At 46.0% G+C, this 18,941-nt stretch carries 16 protein-coding genes and 1 other annotated feature; of the genes, 6 read left to right on the plus strand and 10 right to left on the minus strand.

Annotation, left to right across the window (positions count from 1 at the left end; translation table 11 throughout):
• Positions 1 to 224: 224 nt before the first annotated feature.
• Positions 225 to 1,073, plus strand: coding sequence for a thermonuclease family protein (locus tag AC1DLI_RS15065; RefSeq protein ID WP_477603861.1), 849 nt, complete (start codon positions 225 to 227; stop codon positions 1,071 to 1,073).
• Between the two features lie 134 nt (positions 1,074 to 1,207).
• On the opposite strand, the gene AC1DLI_RS15070 is transcribed toward AC1DLI_RS15065, so the two are convergent.
• Positions 1,208 to 2,404, minus strand: coding sequence for a M20 family metallopeptidase (locus AC1DLI_RS15070; RefSeq protein WP_477603863.1), 1,197 nt, complete (start codon positions 2,402 to 2,404; stop codon positions 1,208 to 1,210).
• Positions 2,405 to 2,749: 345 nt separating this feature from the next.
• On the opposite strand from AC1DLI_RS15070, the gene AC1DLI_RS15075 reads away from it, so the two are divergent.
• Positions 2,750 to 3,094: a YugN family protein gene (locus AC1DLI_RS15075; RefSeq protein WP_183561949.1), complete on the plus strand. Its 345-nt coding sequence runs from the start codon at positions 2,750 to 2,752 to the stop codon at positions 3,092 to 3,094.
• A 10-nt stretch (positions 3,095 to 3,104) separates the two neighbouring features.
• Positions 3,105 to 4,307, plus strand: coding sequence for a putative lipid II flippase FtsW (gene ftsW, locus AC1DLI_RS15080; protein WP_477603866.1), 1,203 nt, complete (start codon positions 3,105 to 3,107; stop codon positions 4,305 to 4,307).
• Positions 4,308 to 4,342: 35 nt separating this feature from the next.
• Here the strand turns inward: ftsW and AC1DLI_RS15085 are convergent, their stop codons facing one another.
• Positions 4,343 to 4,726, minus strand: a complete 384-nt coding sequence (locus tag AC1DLI_RS15085; RefSeq protein WP_308994652.1) for an Asp23/Gls24 family envelope stress response protein — start codon at positions 4,724 to 4,726, stop codon at positions 4,343 to 4,345.
• A gap of 244 nt (positions 4,727 to 4,970) precedes the next feature.
• Here AC1DLI_RS15085 and cax point away from each other — a divergent pair, with 244 nt between their 5' ends.
• Positions 4,971 to 6,029: a calcium/proton exchanger gene (gene cax / locus AC1DLI_RS15090; RefSeq protein WP_477603869.1), complete on the plus strand. Its 1,059-nt coding sequence runs from the start codon at positions 4,971 to 4,973 to the stop codon at positions 6,027 to 6,029.
• Positions 6,030 to 6,082: 53 nt separating this feature from the next.
• Here cax and AC1DLI_RS15095 read toward each other — a convergent pair whose 3' ends face one another.
• The 5 genes from AC1DLI_RS15095 to AC1DLI_RS15115 all read right to left on the minus strand — a co-directional run bounded on the left by AC1DLI_RS15095 (position 6,083) and on the right by AC1DLI_RS15115 (position 10,872).
• Complete coding sequence (locus tag AC1DLI_RS15095; RefSeq protein WP_183561955.1) at positions 6,083 to 6,370, minus strand: Fpa/YlaN family protein; 288 nt, start codon at positions 6,368 to 6,370, stop codon at positions 6,083 to 6,085.
• A 138-nt stretch (positions 6,371 to 6,508) separates the two neighbouring features.
• Positions 6,509 to 6,751: an HPr family phosphocarrier protein gene (locus AC1DLI_RS15100; RefSeq protein ID WP_183561958.1), complete on the minus strand. Its 243-nt coding sequence runs from the start codon at positions 6,749 to 6,751 to the stop codon at positions 6,509 to 6,511.
• A 137-nt stretch (positions 6,752 to 6,888) separates the two neighbouring features.
• Positions 6,889 to 8,004 (minus strand): aminopeptidase, encoded by a 1,116-nt coding sequence (locus AC1DLI_RS15105; RefSeq protein ID WP_477603872.1) that lies wholly within the window; start codon positions 8,002 to 8,004, stop codon positions 6,889 to 6,891.
• A gap of 52 nt (positions 8,005 to 8,056) precedes the next feature.
• Positions 8,057 to 8,794 (minus strand): hypothetical protein, encoded by a 738-nt coding sequence (locus AC1DLI_RS15110; protein ID WP_477603874.1) that lies wholly within the window; start codon positions 8,792 to 8,794, stop codon positions 8,057 to 8,059.
• 134 nt (positions 8,795 to 8,928) lie between these two features.
• Positions 8,929 to 10,872, minus strand: a complete 1,944-nt coding sequence (locus tag AC1DLI_RS15115) for a sensor domain-containing diguanylate cyclase (protein WP_477603876.1) — start codon at positions 10,870 to 10,872, stop codon at positions 8,929 to 8,931.
• Positions 10,873 to 11,235: 363 nt separating this feature from the next.
• On the opposite strand from AC1DLI_RS15115, the gene rpsD reads away from it, so the two are divergent.
• Entirely contained in the window at positions 11,236 to 11,838 is a 603-nt protein-coding gene (gene rpsD, locus AC1DLI_RS15120; protein ID WP_308994735.1) for a 30S ribosomal protein S4, read from the plus strand.
• Between the two features lie 57 nt (positions 11,839 to 11,895).
• On the opposite strand, the gene AC1DLI_RS15125 is transcribed toward rpsD, so the two are convergent.
• From AC1DLI_RS15125 to tyrS, 3 genes are all read right to left on the minus strand, one after another.
• Entirely contained in the window at positions 11,896 to 13,425 is a 1,530-nt protein-coding gene (locus AC1DLI_RS15125) for a flotillin family protein (RefSeq protein WP_477603879.1), read from the minus strand.
• 26 nt (positions 13,426 to 13,451) lie between these two features.
• Positions 13,452 to 13,982 carry an NfeD family membrane protein gene (locus AC1DLI_RS15130; RefSeq protein WP_308994659.1) on the minus strand — a complete coding sequence of 177 codons (531 nt, stop codon included), beginning with the start codon at positions 13,980 to 13,982 and terminating at the stop codon, positions 13,452 to 13,454.
• A gap of 132 nt (positions 13,983 to 14,114) precedes the next feature.
• The gene (tyrS, locus tag AC1DLI_RS15135; protein ID WP_477603882.1) at positions 14,115 to 15,371 is read right to left on the minus strand and encodes a tyrosine--tRNA ligase; all 1,257 of its coding nucleotides are present in this window, start codon (positions 15,369 to 15,371) and stop codon (positions 14,115 to 14,117) included.
• Between the two features lie 54 nt (positions 15,372 to 15,425).
• Positions 15,426 to 15,726 (minus strand) — a binding site (T-box leader).
• Between the two features lie 121 nt (positions 15,727 to 15,847).
• Between tyrS and AC1DLI_RS15140 the strand changes: the two genes are divergently transcribed.
• Positions 15,848 to 18,907, plus strand: a complete 3,060-nt coding sequence (locus AC1DLI_RS15140) for a transglycosylase domain-containing protein (protein ID WP_477603884.1) — start codon at positions 15,848 to 15,850, stop codon at positions 18,905 to 18,907.
• The last annotated feature ends 34 nt before the right edge of the window (positions 18,908 to 18,941 follow it).

The raw sequence follows: 18,941 nt of genomic DNA on the forward strand, positions 1-18,941 counted from the left end.
TTTGTGGAACAAACCCGCATCGTAAGCATATTCCTAAGGTTTGTAAGCAAACCTTCAACGTTCGCACTGTTCCGGACAGAATGCTCCTCTAGACAGTATGCAAAAATTAACACTTTTTTATGCTTGAATAGCTGCAATATCCGCGCGATTTTATAATGCGAAATGTGTTATAGTAATAAGAAGTTCTTATTATGACCGCATTTTGGGCTGGAGGTACCACATCTATGAAAAGAATTATAATCATTCTCCTCATGCTCATTTGCATGCCGCTAGCCGGCTGTTCGGCCATTTCCGAACTTTCCTCGAACGTAATTCAAACGAACCAATGGTATCAAGTAACAGGCTTTATTGATGGAGACACCTTCAAAATCAAGACTGGATCCGATGAAACGACGGTTCGACTGCTTTATGTGGATACGCCGGAAATTCAAAGCCCAAACAGCGAGCCTGAGGCTTTTGGTCCCGAAGCTTCCGATTTTACGCAAGAGCTTTTATCCGAATCACAAGAGATAAGGCTTACCTTTGACAAGGAGCAGAAGGATCGATTCGAGCGCACGTTAGCCATTGTGGAGCTTAAGGACGGCCGGATACTGAACGAGCTGCTGCTGGAAAATGGACTTGCGAAGGTTCTCATCGTTGAACCTAACGTCAAGATGGAAAACGCATACAAACAGCTTGAGCAGCAAGCCAAGCAAGCAAAAAAGGGTCTGTGGAGCATCGTTTCTGAAAGCAATCATACCGAATTCCCCGTTAAGAAAGCAGCAAGAAGCGGCATTATTATCGAGGTAGACAAACAAGCTGAGCTTGTTACCATAACGAATACGACCAATGAAGCCATCGACATAAATGGCTGGAAGCTTATTAGTGTCCGCGGCAATCAAACCTATCCGTTTGGGGCGTACGTTTTGGACGCACAGCAAAAGGTGCTCATCTCCTCTGCCGATGAGACAATCAGCTCGGATTTGAACTTACTCCAATGGGGAGCAACAAATATCTGGAACAACAAGCAGTCCGATCCTGCTGAGCTTTACAATCAATATAACGAGCTAGTATCCGTCTGGGAGGATAATTAGCGAAAAGACTTCCATAACAAAAAAAATGCTGCCCGATTGCGATCAGAATCGCAAAGGGCAGCATTTTTTGTTAGATACTTATAATCAATGATCCTTTTATTCCCATATTCATTACAATATTCGAACAGCTGCGCTTAAACCTTTGACCCCTTGCTGCTTGCGTATTCCTCGGCCATTTCAATCAGAAGCCTAGCTGCACGCTGCATCGCTTTCTCATCGATATCGAACTTCGGATGATGATGGGCATAAGTTGCGCCGCTGCTCTCATTGCCCGCTCCTACGAACATAAAGCAGCCGGGTACTTTCTCCAAATAATACGAGAAATCCTCAGCAACGGTAATCGCCTCTGAGCGAACGACGGCAGATTCGCCAAACAACGACTCTCCAACTTTGAAGAAACGTGCGGCTTCCTCTTCGTCATTCACGACTGGCGGATATCCGATTCTCATTTGATAGTCGAACGCTGCGCCGTGCATTTGGCAGACATGCGTCACCAGCGTCTCCAATCGAGCGTGGATCATCATTCTTGTCTTCTCATCAAACGATCTGACTGTTCCCTTCAGTCGGCAGCGCTCCGCAATCACGTTGTTTGTAGTTCCTGCTTGAAATGAACCGATCGTTACGACTGCCGGGTGAAGCGGGTTCACATTTCGGCTGACAATCGATTGAACGGATTGAACGAGATCCGTGCCGATCAGAATAGCATCAACGGCTTGATGCGGCAATCCTCCGTGACCGCCCCGCCCAATAATATCGATGACGAACTCATCCGCAGCAGCCATGAATGGTCCAGGCTTGGACGCAACTAACCCATAGTCGAGCGGTGTCCATAAATGTACGCCATAGATGACATCTACGCCATCAAGCGCGCCATCCTCTATCATTGGCTTTGCTCCGCCAGGCGTGACTTCCTCTGCTGGCTGGAACAATAACCTGCGTTCACCGCTAAGCCCCGCCCGATTAGCAGCATAATAGGTTGCGATTCCAAGCATAGTAGCCGTATGGGCATCGTGACCGCATGCATGCATAACGTTCGGCACCTTGGAAGCGTACTCGCATTTTTTCTCATCCTGTATTGGCAGTGCATCGATATCCGCCCTTAACGCAATAACCGGACCCGGCATATCGCCGTTTATAACTGCAATGATTCCATGACCGCCAATTCCGGTCCGCACTTCAATACCGAGCTCGCTTAATTGGCTGGCAATCCAGCTTGACGTTACGCGTTCATGGAACGATAGCTCCGGATATTGGTGGAGATGCCTGCGCCACTTAATCATTTTTGGAAACAACTGCTTTAATGCAAGATCTACGATATCCTCTGTCTGCAAATCGCAAACCTCCTAACATTTYCTGAAACGAATTAACGCTAGCCAGACTAACCTTCGGCAGCGCGTCGCTCTCTCCCGAAAGTCTCCTCTTTCAAACGCAAGAGTCATTTCATCTAGTTTACCAGAAATAAGCCTTATTAAGGAAGCATACGTCGCATGGAATCCGCTCGTACCGTACATTTCTTCAAAATGTCACTTTTGAGCGCTCTTAGGGAAGGGAGTAAGGGTTGCGCTTGCTGGGGAAACATACTATCATGAGAAAGAATGTACAACTCTGTCTTTTGAATTGGAAGCATATGCTTACGAAGTCAGTTTTGCTTCACAAAACCTTTGGGAGGAACTACCATGATTATTGAAAATACCGGCTTAAACGGTGTTAAAAGCGAACTTGACCATTTAGACGAATCTGCTGAAAAAGTCGGTTTTGTCCGTTGGCAATGGGAATATTATCGCGCTACATACGACTTGAAACTAGAGGATCGCGCAAGCGGCTCCGATTACTACTTGAGAATTACTACACGCGCAATCGAAGGCAAGCTTGAATCGCCGCATGCCGTGCTTATTATTGAATCCGTCTACATCGGACGCTCCACTTTCCCGCATGGCCTTGAATATGAATCTCCGGTCCCTCAGCCAATCATGAACACGGCTACGCAACGACTACAGCAATTGAAACAACTGCTAGCGTAACGGTGGGCACATGAAAGCCACGCAGAACGGCAGCCGTGGAAGACCGGACTTTCTGCTTCTCATTTTGACTCTTCTGCTCTTAGGCTTTGGACTTGTAATGGTGTTCAGCGCAAGCTCGAGCGTCGCTAAAGTATCCTTTGATGATTCACTGTACTTTATTAAGCGCCAGTTCATGTGGGCTGGCCTTGGTACTTTGATTATGCTGTTCATGATGAACATGAGGTATCAAGTGTATAAGAAAGCATTCATGCTTTTATTTATTCCTGTTATCATCATGCTCATTCTCGTTCCTTTTGTGAGCGAGTCCATTAATGGCGCTAGAAGCTGGTTTGGTATCGGTTCACTAGGTATTCAACCGACTGAACCTGCAAAGCTCGCACTCATTTTGTACCTTGGCGCATTAATTTCCAAGAAGGAAGAGAAGTTTCGCGATTTCAAAAAAGGCCTTATGCCTGTCATTGTCATTGTCGGCTTTATATGCGCTCTGATCATGATGCAGCCCGATCTCGGCTCATGCTTGGTAATAGCCACGTGTGCAGCCATCATGATCTTGGCGGGAGGCGCGAATTTAAAGCATCTATTTTTAGCCGGTTCCGCAGTAGCTTTGCTTGCAGCGGCTGTCATCGGAATCTGGATGGCAGCTAATCCCGAAGGATGGCAATACCGGATCGACCGATTCACAGCCTTCACCGATCCTCTTGCCGATGCGCAAGGCACAGGATGGCAAATGGTATCCTCTTTGCAAGCACTCGGGCATGGAGGTATAACCGGAGCTGGCTTTGGTGAGAGCGTGCAGAAACTGCATTATTTGAAATATGCCTACAATGATTTTATTTTTTCGATCATTGGCGAGGAGTTCGGCTTCATCGGCAGCTCGATTTTCCTGCTCTTTTATTTACTATTTCTGTGGCGCGGTCTCATTGTAGCTTTGCGTTGTCCCGATCAATATGGCACCATTGTTGGTGTCGGCATCGTCGGCTTGATCGCGACACAAGCTTTTATTAACATTGGCGGAGTTACGAAGGCCATACCCATGACAGGCGTTACCCTCCCTTTCATAAGCTATGGCGGCTCATCGCTGCTCGTTTGTCTTATGTGTATGGGGGTCCTGCTAAGCATATCCAGAGAATCAAACAAAGCTGACAATAAAAGCTCGAATACTGCCAATAACAGCAGAACCACAGCTGCAACAAAAAGGACCTCTTCTTTGTAAGAGGTCCTTTTTGTTGCAGGCATATGAGCTTTAGTCTACTTCAAGCGCTGCTGCTGCGAATCATCGATTTCTTCTTCTTTGAAGGCGACGCCCTCCACTTTCACGTTCACTTCCACGACATGCAGGCCGGTCATGTTTTCAACAGATTCACGCACGTTCAGCTGAAGCTGACGGCAAACCTCTTGAATCGGAATACCATAGTGCACGATGATACGGAGATCAATCGCAGCCTCTGTAGTCCCTACTTCAACAGAAACGCCCTTTTGCACATTCTTTCCACTCAACCGTTTAGCGAGTCCTTCGGAAATGCCGCCTGACATTGCCGCTATGCCCGGTGTTTCAAGTGCTGCGAGTCCAGCTATCGTTGCTACTACATCATCAGAGATTCGGATAAGACCTGTTTGAAGTTCTTCGGTCATGTGACTCACTCCTCATTTTGCCATATAGGTTTATTATAGCAGACGGACATAATCACAGCAAAGTAGAGACGTAAAAAGCTTTTGTTAATGCACTTTATCTTTACCGAAATAAATTTCCTTAATTACCCTACTATTTCAGAATACATTTACAGTATAATATTTGTCATTTGGTAAAGTTTACATGACTGTTGATTTCCGCTATAGTATTATCAGGTTTTCAGCATATCGTGAAGAGGTGTTCAGAATGAACCAAAAATTGTTTTTCTCTGGGTTAATTACTATGTTTTTGCTTAGTGCGATCGGGCATTTCGCCCATTGGAACAACACGCTGCAGTTCATCATTTCAGCAATCGCCATCATCTTTGTGGCTGRCTTCCTCGGTAAAGCTACCGAGAGTGTCGCACATTATGCCGGACAACGGCTTGGCGGTTTTCTAAATGCAACTTTCGGCAACGCCGCAGAGCTCATTATCGCAATATTTCTGATAAAAGAGCAGCAATTCGCCATGGTGAAGGCCAGCTTGACTGGCGCGATTATCGGAAATCTTTTACTCGTACTTGGATTAAGTATTTTGCTTGGCGGACTTAAGTACAAGGAGCAGCGCTTTAATAATCGTCTGGCGGATCATAACTCTACGCTTATGGTCATGGCCGTTATCGGACTGTTCGTGCCAGCCGTATTCGTCGTCTCTGAGAAGTTTACGATTGAAAAAGATCAGTTTCTGAGTCTTGCGGTTGCTGGTATCCTGATTGTCTCTTATATCTTGTGGCTAATATTCTCCATGGTTACCCACAAGGATATGCTTTCTGATGAGGTTATGAACGCCGATCACGGCGAGGAGCCGGCTTGGTCCAAAGGGAAGTCCATATCCTTCCTTCTTCTGGCAACCGTCATGGTGGCTTTTGTGAGTGAATGGCTCGTACATACCCTTGACGCGTTCAGCGCGCAATTTGGACTATCTGAGCTGTTTATAGGTGCATTTGTCATCGCGATTGTCGGTAATGCCGCAGAGCATAGTGCAGCTGTCATATTGGCAATGAAAAATAAGATCGGCGCGGCCGTCGAGATTGCCATCGGGAGTAGTCTGCAGATCGCATTGTTCGTAGCGCCCGTGCTCATCCTCATCAGTGCGTTCTTCGGCAACACGATGGATATCGTATTTACGCCAATTGAATTGACCGCAATTGGCGTATCCGTTTTTATCGCCAAATCCGTATCGCGTGACGGTCAGACGAACTGGTACGAAGGCGTACTGCTTTTAATGGTTTATGTCATCCTAGGCATTGCCTTCTACCTAGTATAGTCAGCCGATGTGAACAAAAAAACAAACAAAAAAGAGTAGTCTCCATTAGGAGTCTACTCTTTTTTTTCCAACGCTTCGTATAACATAGCTAAATTTCTCTCTAGCCTACTTACTATTTCCTTGCCTGCCATCTCAGCAATGAGTCCTGCGCGAACAGCAAAGTCAACCTCTCGCGAGAATCCATACATTTGCGTATCCAGCACTTCTTCGTACAGTGGACATTGACGTGTAGTCAAATTTTCCATCTGAACTTCGATTAGTTTTTCTATTTTACTCGCATCTTCCTGAAGGAGACGAAGCGCTTTCTCATGCAATTGTACCGTAATTTCCGGTGAAGACATCGTTTTCCCCCCTGTGCGCGTATCCGCCGTCTTCTATACCCTTTATATTAGACGAAAAAGAGGGATTATACAAGGTCAAAACAGAAAAGCACCCCTTCAAAAATGAAGAGGTGCTCATTTGGGAACTTTATGATCCTACTAATCCGTAATAACGTTGACGTTCAGGTTATGCTTAGCAAATACATTAGCCATAGCTGTTTTTGCTTCTTCAGCATCAGGACCATGTACATGCAATTCGTACGCATGTCCGCCTACCAATGTTGTGAAGAGTCCGAGGATGCTTTTTACATCGATATATTTGCTCTCGGCTTGCAGTACGATGGACGAAGTGAATTGGCTAGCCGTTTGGGAAATTTCTACGATAGCTGCGTTGTTAGACATGGGAAATCCCTCCAGTTAAATTAGTAAAGCTTACCTTTGTCACCATGATAACCTGAAAAAGAGTATCCAGCAAGAGGTAAAATGAAAAACGCTTTATTTTCCATTTATTACAAAGGAAATCAATGATTAATCATTACTTATTTTAGATTTTCTGCATTTAATCCTTCCAGCTCGGGAATTACGAAAACGCCATCTTTACGAATAAGCACATCATCGAAATAAATTTCTCCGCCGCCGTACTCGGGACGCTGAATTAACACTAAATCCCAGTGGACTGCGGACCTGTTGCCGTTATCCGTTTCCTCGTAAGCTTGGCCGGGCGTAAAATGCAGGCTGCCCGCAATTTTCTCATCAAATAAAATATCATTCATGGGATGCAAAATATGCGGATTAAAGCCGATTGCAAACTCTCCAATATAACGAGCTCCCTCGTCCATGTCTAAAATCTCGTTAAGACGGGCCGTGTCATTACTTTCTGCCTTCACGATTTTCCCGTTTTCAAACGTAAGCGCAATATTCTGAAACGTTACGCCAGAATAGACGCTGGGCGCATTATAAGTAATCTTGCCCTGCACAGAATTACGAACCGGTGCCGAGAACACTTCGCCGTCGGGGATATTGCGATGACCTGAGCATTTTTTCGCTCCGATGTTTTTAATTGAGAAGCTTAAATCCGTACCCGGTGAAACGATGCGGACACGATCCGTTTTTTGCATAAGCGCCTGAAGCGGATCCATTGCTTTATCCATTTTGGAATAATCCAAATTACATACATCGAAATAGAAATCCTCAAATGCTTCCGTGCTCATATTGGCAAGTTGTGCCATCGATGCATTCGGGTAACGCAAAACGACCCATTTCGTTTTTTTAACGCGCTGCTCCGTATGTATAGGGTTTCTGTAAATTTGATCGTATAGCCGCATATTCGCTTCGGGCACGCCTGCAAGCTCATTCACATTGTCTCCTGCACGAACGGCGATGTAACCTTGCATATTTTTCATCCGTTCTAAATCAAGCGCTGACCAAAGCTCCATTTGCTCCTTAGAGGCATGCTTCAGCAAGGTGCGAAGAACGGATCGATCACTCGTTTCTACAAAAGGCCTGCCGCCTCGCTTGGCAACCTCTTCTATGAGGCATTTTGTCAATTCTCGGTCGGAACCAATCATGTCAAGCAAAACATTTTCACCCGGCTGGACATCGATTGAATATTCGACTAAATTTTGAGCCAGCTTCTGCAATCTTGGATCGCGCATGTCGATAACTCCTCCTTCTAAACTACTGCTCCATCTCGCTTTCAACCATGAACTAATCTATCGTAACATGTTTTCGCTTCTGCTGAACAGTCTCGCTCGATGCGCCATTAAACGACTGAAAGCGGACCGTGGTGTATCTCGTTTCCGAATAAGGCTTTTGATCATTCTTGTAACGAAAGGAGGTCTTCTCCTCCATTTTCAACGGAAGCATGCGATCACGGTCAATCACCAGCTCATATTCCGTGTCTGCCTGCAGCGAAGCGAGCATACCCTCTAACTGATTGCGGGATCGCGTAAATTCCTCTGTCCATTCTTTGAGATACGGGCGGTTCTCTTCCGGTCTATTTGCTCCAAGCAGATCAAGCTGCTTGAGAAGCCGTTCTCTCCATCTTTCCTTAGAGACCTCAGCAGTCTCCTTTATGACTAGCGTGATCGTCTCCGGATCGGCGCTACTGCTCGCTATACGCACATTTTCGTTTGATTGATTAAGCGCTTCAAGAACCTGTACCGGATTCCAGTGCAGAGGGTCCTCACTATTCGTCTGCAGCGTCAATTGCTGATGATCAACAACCTTACCTTCGAAGGTTTCAGGTTTAAATGCCAAACCATCTTCCGTCTTGATGCTCATTGATCCTGTAAAAGCGTATTGATCTGTTGCGGCAAGACCCGAATAAGATAAAGAAAGCCATTCCTCCGGCGTACGCTGATCACCGACATTTCCGCATCCGGCCATGAAGAACGTAAATGCGAATAATAGAACAGCTGCCTGCCCTGCATGCCTTAGCTTCATAACTTTACCTCCCGTCCATCCTATTCAATAGTATCCTCCCAATTGGGCAAGCTCCTTATTCCCATCTTAAACAAAAAGAAAAGGATGCCTGAATTGGCATCCTTTTCTTTTGAAGCGGATAAAATAATGAACGATTAGCTTTGGCCTACAAAAATACAGTTTCTTCCGTTGTTCTTCGCTTCGTAAAGAGCCATGTCAGCACGATAAAACAACGATTCCACGCTTATTTTCTCGTCCTCGAAGGTCCATTCAGACACCCCGCAGGATACCGTAACGACTGGATCCGTCTCCTTCTCCACATGCTGTCTAATCCGCTCAGCGATTCGATAGGCTTGCTCTGCTCTTATGCCTGGCAGGTAAACGGCAAGCTCTTCACCGCCCCAGCGCGCAGCGATGTCGCCATTACGAATGGAGCTCCTTACAATATCGCTCACTTGAATGAGAATCCGATCGCCAACCTGATGGCCGTACGTGTCGTTTATCCGTTTAAATAGATCAATATCAACAAGAATGAGAGATCCGATTGGATCCTTCCGTTGACGTCTTTGAATTTGTTCGTTAAGGTAATGACGCGCGTGCAGACCGGTCAAGTTATCGGTGATAACCATCCTTCGTACTTCAGCATGGAGCGAAGCATTCGTTACCGCAAGTCCAATATGAGTGCTCATCACTTGGAGCAATTTATAATTTTCGTAAGAGAAGAAATTTGGCGTCTTATGTGTGACCAAAATAACACCTACTACCACACCATCCACCATAATGGGTGCCGCGATAAGTGATCTTGAGCCCGTATTGTCCATTAGCATGGAGGTAACTACACGAGTATGCCAATAATCAGATATGATTAAAGGCTCACGCGTGCGATAAACCATCCCGCAAAAGCCATAATCAGGTGAGAATTGCTCATTTGTCAGTGCAGGAAAATTGCTCGACATGACAATAAATTGATTTTTTTCTTTGTGGAGCTGCAAAACACAGCAATAATCCGCATCGAATATCGTCAAAAGCTCGCTGGTGGCAAATTGAAAAATTTCTTTGAGCTTGAGTGACTGGTTCAAACGTTTCGTAAGTTCATTGATAAGACGAAGCTCATTAATTAGTAAATTGGATTGCTCGTACAGTTTCGCGTTCTCGAAGGCTGAACCAGAAGTCTCTGCCAGCATCAGAAAAGCGGGAAGATCTGCTTCATCCCATAGGCCTGGACCAATCGACAAGCACAAAACACCATAAGCAGCTTGTTTCCCGGTCATTGGCACTGCAAGTCTCAGTGAACCATCGCGATCGTGTTCAGTCACCGACTTTCCGTTCAAAAAAGCTTTCGCAACGAGATCATGTTCCGCATTTTTGAAAACAAGCGGTTTCACGCGGGCATCTCCATTCAAGTGATCTTGCGATAGATACAAATGTACCTCTGAGTTCGGATAAAGCTGTTCTAAGCTGCGGAGCAATTCTGATAACACGGAGGCCACATCAATTTGATCATACAGCCTCTTTGCTGCTTGAAATAAAGCATCTCTTCTTTTTGCGTCTTTCTCAGCCCGATGCTGCTGCAAGAACAAATCTTTGACATAAATCTGTTCGAACTTATGGTAAAAACAGCTTCGAAAATGCATGGAGCACATTTGCAGATTTATAAGATCCGTATGAGTTGCTGTCGAGGACATATAGGCAAGAACGCAAAAAACAGAGCCATCATTTCGTCTGCATATCGGTACGGCTGCGATAAACTTGTCTTCTGATTCTTCAATGCACGGTTCGCCGCTGCTGACTGCGCTGCGAACAAGCCTTTTTAGCGTTTCCTTACCATTTTCGTTCGCTTCAAATAGTTGTAAACCGGCGAAGGCGATTTCTTCGGCTTCTTTATTGAATAGCAGAAATTCACCAACCTCAAATGAGGCTAATCCTGCCGCTTCATTTACCCATTGATTAAAGCTGTCTTGGAACAAAGGGGTCAGCAAAGGCTCGTCTGCATCGCTAATGTCTTCACTAATGAACCAAACCGGTTGTGATTCTGCTGATGTATCCACGATTGTTGCTGTTTGACGATATGCAAAATTGCTAATTATTTTATCAACCATGCAGCCCCAACCCTTTCATCTGTCAACCAAGGAGATGAGCTTCCTATTTTCGCTTAATAATTACAACCATCATACTCCATTTTTAAGATATTTGCACTAGGATGTCCATAAAATATAGGACTTTCGATGCTCTTTCCCTATCATTAAAATTCATGTTCTAACCTTGACAACGGCTATCTATTTCATATATTATTTATTGATGAATAGATGGGCGTACGGTTTTGTGTCACCCTCAGGAAATACGTTCACTGTAGGCCAGCGGCTGACTAGCCTCACAGGGACGAGCATGCTCGGACGTTGAACGTATTCGGCGAAACACAACCCCATTCACAAATTTATTTGATGAAGGAGTTAATATTACGTATGTCACGTTATACAGGACCTAAATTTAAACTAAGCCGTCGCCTTGGAATCTCTTTGAGCGGCACAGGTAAAGAACTTGCAAAACGCGCATTTCCACCAGGTCAACACGGCCCTAACCAACGCAAAAAAATGAGCGGTTATGGCGTTCAATTGCAAGAGAAACAAAAGCTTCGTCACATGTACGGTTTGAACGAAAAACAATTCCGCAACTTGTTTGACAAAGCGGCAAAAATGAAAGGTAAAGCCGGTGAAAACTTCATGGGCCTCCTTGAAAGCCGTCTTGACAACCTCGTTTACCGTCTTGGCCTTTCCAACTCCCGTGCAGGAGCTCGTCAGTTGGTATCACATGGTCACGTAACTGTAAACGGCAAGAAAGTGGATATCGCTTCTTACAGCGTATCTCTTGGCGATGTAATCGGTTTGCGCGAGCGCAGCCGCAGCCTGAGAACAATTAAAGAAGCTATGGAAGGCCGTCATCACCTTCCGAACTACTTGGAGTTCAACGATCAAGCTTTGGAAGGTAAATTCCTTCGTCTGCCTGACCGCGGTGAGCTTTCCCAAGATATCGACGAGAAACAAATCGTCGAATTCTACAGCCGTTAATAAACAAAAAACCTTGGACCAATTGGTCCAAGGTTTTTTTATGTTTAAATCATGCTGCTAGGATGAAAGATCAGGCAATTTGGGCGATAGAGGTGCAGCGTTGATATCTATTGGACGGTTGCTTCCCGACTGCGCTTGCACTGCCTTGGATGTCAGGCCTTTGATCAGCGCATTTACGTCTATGCCAGATACGCTCTTCAGCATTTCTGGTGCGGTAGACATTAAAGAAGTAACATAATTGCTAAGCCGCGCAGCACCTTCCCCATTACCCGTATCTACGACGGTCAGCTTATCGATATTGCTGATAGGTTCTGCAACCTTCCCGGCAAGCTCAGGCAGCATTTTTACAATGATATCAAGCACGGCAGCTTCGCCAAACTTCTCGAAAGCTTCCGCCAATTTCTCTTTCGCTTCCGCTTCCGCTAATCCGCGAAGGCGTATAACGTCAGCTTCGGCCGTTCCCTTTGCTCTTTCTGCTTCCGCAACAGCCAAGCCGTCCAAACGCTTCTGTGCGGCATGTGCCTTCGCTTCTGCTTCAATACGGTATTGCAGCGCATCGGCTTCACGCAGTTGCTTTGCTTTATTTGCCTCGGCCGCTTGTTCAACCGCATAACGGTCAGCATCGGCTTTTTTCTTCACTTCCGCATCATACTGCTTCTCACGACGCAAAATTTCCTTGGCTTCTAAATCTATTTCACGTTCCTTACGTACGAGCTCGACTTTCATTTGCTCCTCGACAACGCTTTGCTTCGCACGGGCTTCTTGAATCGAATAAGCCTGATCCGCTTCCGCTTTGGCCGTATCCTGATCGCGTTTAAATGAAGCAACCTTCATTTCTTTCTCTTTCTCTGCTTCAGCGATATTGGTGTCGCGCACGAGCTCCGCTTTCTGCCCCGCCTCCGCCGCGAGCGCTTTCTGAATTCTAGCATCCCTTACCGCTTCGGCTTCTGCTATTTCTGCATCACGCTTAACCGCGGCAATCCTCGGCTTCCCGAGCGCATCTAAGTAACCGTGCTTATCGCGCAAGTCCTTTATTGTAAAGGAGACGATTTGCAGCCCCATCTTCTTCAAATCTTTAGCCGCAACGCCCTGCACTTCTTGTGCAAATTTATCGCGGTTACGGTAAACCTCCTCCACGGTCATCGAGCCGAGTATAGCTCGCAAGTGTCCTTCCAGAACCTCCTGCGCCTCTCCTTTGAGCGCTTCAGTCGGTTTTCCCAAAAACTGCTCTGCCGCTGTCGCCACATCCTCCACGGCTCCGCCAATTTTAATAATGGCTACGCCGTCCGCCATAACGGGCACCCCTTGCTCGGTATAAACCTCCGGGGTTGACACATCAAGCTTGTGCGACAGCAACGAAAGAAATTCAGCCTTTTGAAATATGGGCAAAATAAAGGCGCCTCCGCCTCTAATGATTTTCACTTTGCGGCCTGACTCATCAGTACTGGCGTTACGTGAACCTAGAAATGATCCTGTAACAAGCATCGCCTCATCCGGACTGACGGTTTTATAACGCGCCCAGAACGCAAGACCAAGTACAACAAGCACCCCGACTACAATAGCCGGTATAACAAAATATTCTGGCATCTAATTTCCCCTTTCAGCTGCATAAATTAAGATAAATTCACTTCCGAAACATAAAGCGTGCTGTCTCTTACCTCAACGATAACTACCCTCGAACCTCCAGCGATCTCAATCCCATCAAAGCTCGCAGCGATTTGATTCGTAAAGCCGGCTCCAACTTTAACCATCACTTCACCATAACCTTGTGCGGGAATCGGAACGATTACTTCCCCTAGCATGCCGGACATGCCATTCAGTGAAAAGGCAATCGAATTTTCACTTTGCTCCATCGGCTTAATATAAAGAAAAAATACAGCAGTTCCTGCTAAGAGAGCAATTAATAATGCAACCGTTACAATTGCCGCAGATCCAAAAGCAGTGTAGCGCTGCAGCATAACGCCTGCACCGCCAAACACGGTTATCCCGCCTACAAGCGCAGTCGGCGACAGCCATGAATGACCGTCAATCGATAAAAAATCGAGCGCACCGTCTAACGCCTGCCCCAGCCAATCTCCAAAAATAACGCTTACGAGTGCATATAGAATTCCGCCGATTAGACAAGACAAAAATAGCGTCTCCAACTTCCTCCTCCTCTCATAGAATCCAAAACCTGTTAACTCTTCCGTTATTTATTACGTTTGAAACGGTCTTTTGTTTCTCAAAAAAATAAAGCTTGTTGAATTTTATCGATTCAACAAGCTTTATTAGAACAATTAGGCTAATTTAATTTTCACAAATTTCCGTTTACCAACTTGAAGGACATCGCCATCCTTAGGTAAAACATCAGCGTTGATATCCGTTATTTTCTCTTCGTTGATCCGCACGGCGCCTTGCTGTACACTCCTTCTGGCCTCACTGCTGGTAGAATGCAGAGCAAAAACGGTAAGCAGCTTCACGATATTGATTTGGCCATTAGTCAGTTCTCCCTCAGAGAGGGTCACCATTTCAATGTCCTCTGGCAGCGCACGCTGCTGGAATACAGTAATAAAATGATTTTCCGCTGCTCTGGCTGCCTCTTCACCGTGGTACATTCGTACGAATGTCGCTGCAAGCTGCATTTTCGCATCGCGTGGATGCACCGTACCCTCTTCGAGTCCTGCTTTCAAGGCCGCGAGCTCCTCATTGTTCAAATCTGTTGCAAGCTCGTAGTATTTATACATTAATTCATCGGGTATCGACATCGACTTGCCGTAGATTTGATTCGGCTCCTCATCGATACCGATGTAATTGCCCAAGCTTTTACTCATTTTATTCACGCCGTCTAAACCTTCAATCAAAGGTGTCATAATGGCAACCTGGGCAGGCTTATTATATTCCTTCTGGAGCGTTCTGCCCATCAGCAGATTGAATTTCTGATCCGTACCGCCAAGCTCGACATCCGATTCAAGAGCTACGGAATCATAGCCCTGCATAAGCGGATAGAAAAATTCATGGATACTGATCGGCAGGCCCGTAGTATAACGCTTGGTGAAATCATCACGCTCCATCATGCGTGCAACCGTTACTTTTGCCGCCAAATTAACCACATCGGCAAAGTTGAGAGGCGCAAGCCATTCCGAGTTATAATAAAGCTTTGTTTGCTCCGGATCTAATATCTTGTAGATTTGTTTCTGGTAAGTTTCCGCATTCCTTTTTACATCCTCTTCGGTTAACTGCTTGCGCGTTTCTGATTTCCCTGTAGGGTCGCCGATTCTGCCCGTAAAATCGCCGATTAACAGCTGAACCTGATGGCCAAGCTCCTGGAACTGGCGCAGCTTATGAAGTACGACGGTATGACCGATATGAATATCGGGCGCAGACGGATCAAGACCCAGCTTTACTTTCAAAGGCGTTCCAGTTACGACAGCATTCGCTATTTTATTCTTCAACTCATCCTCCGGAACAATTTCGACAACACCGCGTCGAATGACGGCCAGCTGACGCTCTACCTCAAATTGTTGTTCCTGCGTTAAACTTTCCCACTTTACCATAAAACTTTTCCTCCCTCGTATGCGTCTATATAGACATAAAAAATCCTTCCAGCCCCAAGGGACGAGAAGGATTAGCTCGCGGTACCACCCTCGTTAGAGTACTCCTTCTTTATAAAAAAAATAAAAGAGGTACTCTCACTTCGTTGTTGATAACGGAGACGGTCTCCGAAGTGAACTACTACGGCTGATTCAGCCCCATTGGCCGTTGGCCATACATGGACTGAAGATGATCAGCAACGGTTCCTTCACTTAGCTCCAGGCGGTAATTCAACATGCGGCGCATACCGGTTTACACCACCCACCGGCTCTCTGAAATGACGGATCGCTGTCTACTCATGCCCTTCAAAGCATTGGTTAGATAAAACATTATTGAATTTATACCACAGCACTACCAGGAAGTCAATGCTGTTAAAGAATGCGTTACTTTGACGATTTATGTTATAATGGGTGTGCTATTTGGAGGAGGAGTCAAAAGAATGCAAGAGGATCGTCAACAAAAGCCAGCCAAAAGAAGCAAATGGCGTACATTCGGAATTGTAACTTTTATAACAGTAAAATGGATGGTATATTTCGGAATTTTCATCGGTTTGCTGGCAGGCGGCGCCGTAACCGGCTATGTTGCTGCACTCGTGAAAAATGAAGAAGTTAGACCACGGACCGTTATTGAAGAGAAAGTCGGCGAAAACGCCATTACCGGATTCGTTTACTTCAATGATGATTCACTAGTCGGACAGCTAAGAACGTCTGAGGACCGGATGATTATTACATATGATGATTTACCGCCACAGGTTATCAATGCGGTACTTGGCATTGAAGACAATAATTTTTTCGAGCACAATGGCGTAGACATCAACGGTCTGGGACGTGCGGTGAAGCAGAAGCTTCTGAACGAAGATACGCAAACGGGAGGAAGCACCCTTACTCAGCAGCTTGCGCGTCGCGTATTCCTAAGCTTGGACAAAACCGACAGCCGTAAGATCAAAGAAATATTTTTGTCGCTGCGAATGGAAAGATATCTAACAAAGAAAGAAATTTTAGCTGCCTATTTGAACAAGGTTCCTTTCGGGAACGGATCAAGCGGATACAATTTATTCGGCATAAAAGCAGCTGCCAAAGGGATATTCGGCATTACGGACCTAAACCAGCTAAATATTGCACAGTCTGCTTATCTTGCAGGACTTCCGCAAAGGCCGTCTGCCTATACCGCTTTTACAGGCAAAGGCCAATTCAATCAAGGCGGCTTTGATTTAGCGCTAGGACGTCAAAAAACGGTGTTAATGAGAATGCTGCAAACAGGCCGCATCACTCAGCAGGAATACGACGAAGCGCTCAAATTCGACATAAGAAAAACACTTTCCGAGCCTTCCGAGAAAGCTTACACGACTTATCCTTATCTGATGCTTGAAGCTGAGCGTCAAGCCGCCGAAATCATGCTGATGGAGCAGGATCCAACATTGACCAAAGCAGATTTGAGCAAAAAGGAAAATGCCCCCCTAATCGAGGAGGCGCGTGATCACCTGCTGCGCGGCGGTTATCATGTTTATACGACGATCGACAAGGATATCTATCAGCTCATGCGTGAAATCGGCACTAATGATGAAAACTTTACACCTTACAGCGAGGAAAAAGGTCTTGAGCAAATCGCAGCAGTCATGCTGGATCACAAAACAGGCGCTATTGTGGGCATGCTGGAAGGCCGTGATTTCTATGAAGAGCAGCTAAACTATGCTACGCAGATGACTAGGCAGCCAGGCTCGACAATGAAAACTTTAGCTGCTTATCTGCCTGCTATCGAGATGGGTATCATACAACCCGCAAGCATAATTGACGATGCTCCTATCGTATTGAAGGATGGCCAAAAGGGCTTTCATATCCCAATGAACGTAAACCGTAAATTCGCGGGCCTCGTAACAGCGCGCGAAGCGTTAAACCGTTCATTGAACTTGCCAGCCCTGAAAATTTTCAACGAAGAAGTCAAGATCGAAAATGCATGGGCTTTCGTGAAGAAGCTCGGCATAACGACGCTTCAGCCGGAAGATTCCTATGCACAAACCGGCGTAATCGGCGGATTAAGCATCGGCGTATCTGTGGAAGAGCTTACGAATGCGTACGGCTCGATTCCGAACAAAGGCGTTTTCAATGATGCATACATGATTTCACGTATTACCGATGCCAACGGAAAAATCGTATACGAGCATAAGCAAGAGCCAAAACGGGTTTTCTCTGAGCAAAGCGCATTTTTGATGACAGATATGCTTTCCTCCGTCATCTCAAGTCGGAACGGATCTGCAAACAAGCTGAAATCACAGTTCAAGAAATACGGAGAAATTCCGATTGCCGGTAAAACAGGTTCTACCCAAAGCTATGGCGATGTATGGTTCATGGGCTTCTCGCCTGACATCACTTTAGGTGTATGGGCCGGCTATGAAGAACAGGTTAACTCCCTATCTGAAAACGGAAAAGCGCGTGCGCGCTCCATCTGGGCGTTAATCATGAACGAAATGGCTGAAAAGAAACCTGAAGTTTTCGCAACAGATAAGTTCGAGCGTCCATCCGGAATCGTAAAAGCGACAGTTTCCAGTGCAAGCGGCTTGCTTCCTAGCCAACTGACTAAGGAAGCTGGCATGCTAGTAACGGATTGGTTCAACAAGAAGGATATACCTAAGAAAACAGATGATGCGCTCGTAAAAATGGCGTACATTTCGTACAATGGCGTTAACTATGTGCCTAACCCTGCTACACCGAAAGACATGGTTAAAGAGCAAATTGTCATTAAACGAAAAAAACCACTAGATGTTCTAATGGATGAGATTCGAGCTGCGCAAGCGAAATTGCCAGCGAAGAGCCGCCGCTCGATGAGTGTCTATCTTCCTGCTGATGCAGAAAACAATGCGCCTTCCAAGCCTGATCCGCGTGTTGATGATGGTGCTGCACCGCCGCCGCCTGCAAGCGTTAAGCTGCAATCATCAGATGGCGTGCTCATCCTGACGTTTAGTGACAGTTCAGCCAAAGATGTGGTTGGTTATCGTGTTTATAAATCCGTTAATCAAGGAGCCTATCAAAAACAAGGCGAATCCATCACCGTGGGTTCTGACAAACGGATGAAGCTGTATGCTTCGAGCTCGCAAAACACGACCTATTATGTAACAGCGGTTGATGTTGCCGGTAAAGAATCTGCGCCAAGTCCGCTCGTTCAATTCGGTAACTCTCCAATCAATCCTTCGCCGCCCCAAGGCGGTGGTAACGGCGGCGAAAACGAGCAAGGTAATTCGGCTCCTGCTGCTCCAACAGGCCTGCAAGCCTCAAAAACGGAGCTTAGCGTACGACTAACTTGGGCATCGAACAGTGTGTCCGACCAAGTAACGCAATATCATGTATATTACAGCGCCAAAAACGACGGACAATATTCAAAGCTCGCATCGACTTCTGAAACCAGCTATGAGTATGTAGCTCCGCTCATAACAGGATCCTTCTATATCACCTCGGAAAATGCGAATGGCGAATCCGCTCCATCCGCCAAGCAGGCGGTAAATTGATACCTTCTTCGGCACCAAAGAAAGGAAGCAGTCT

The organism is Paenibacillus sp. 01T443 (genome assembly GCF_056398325.1).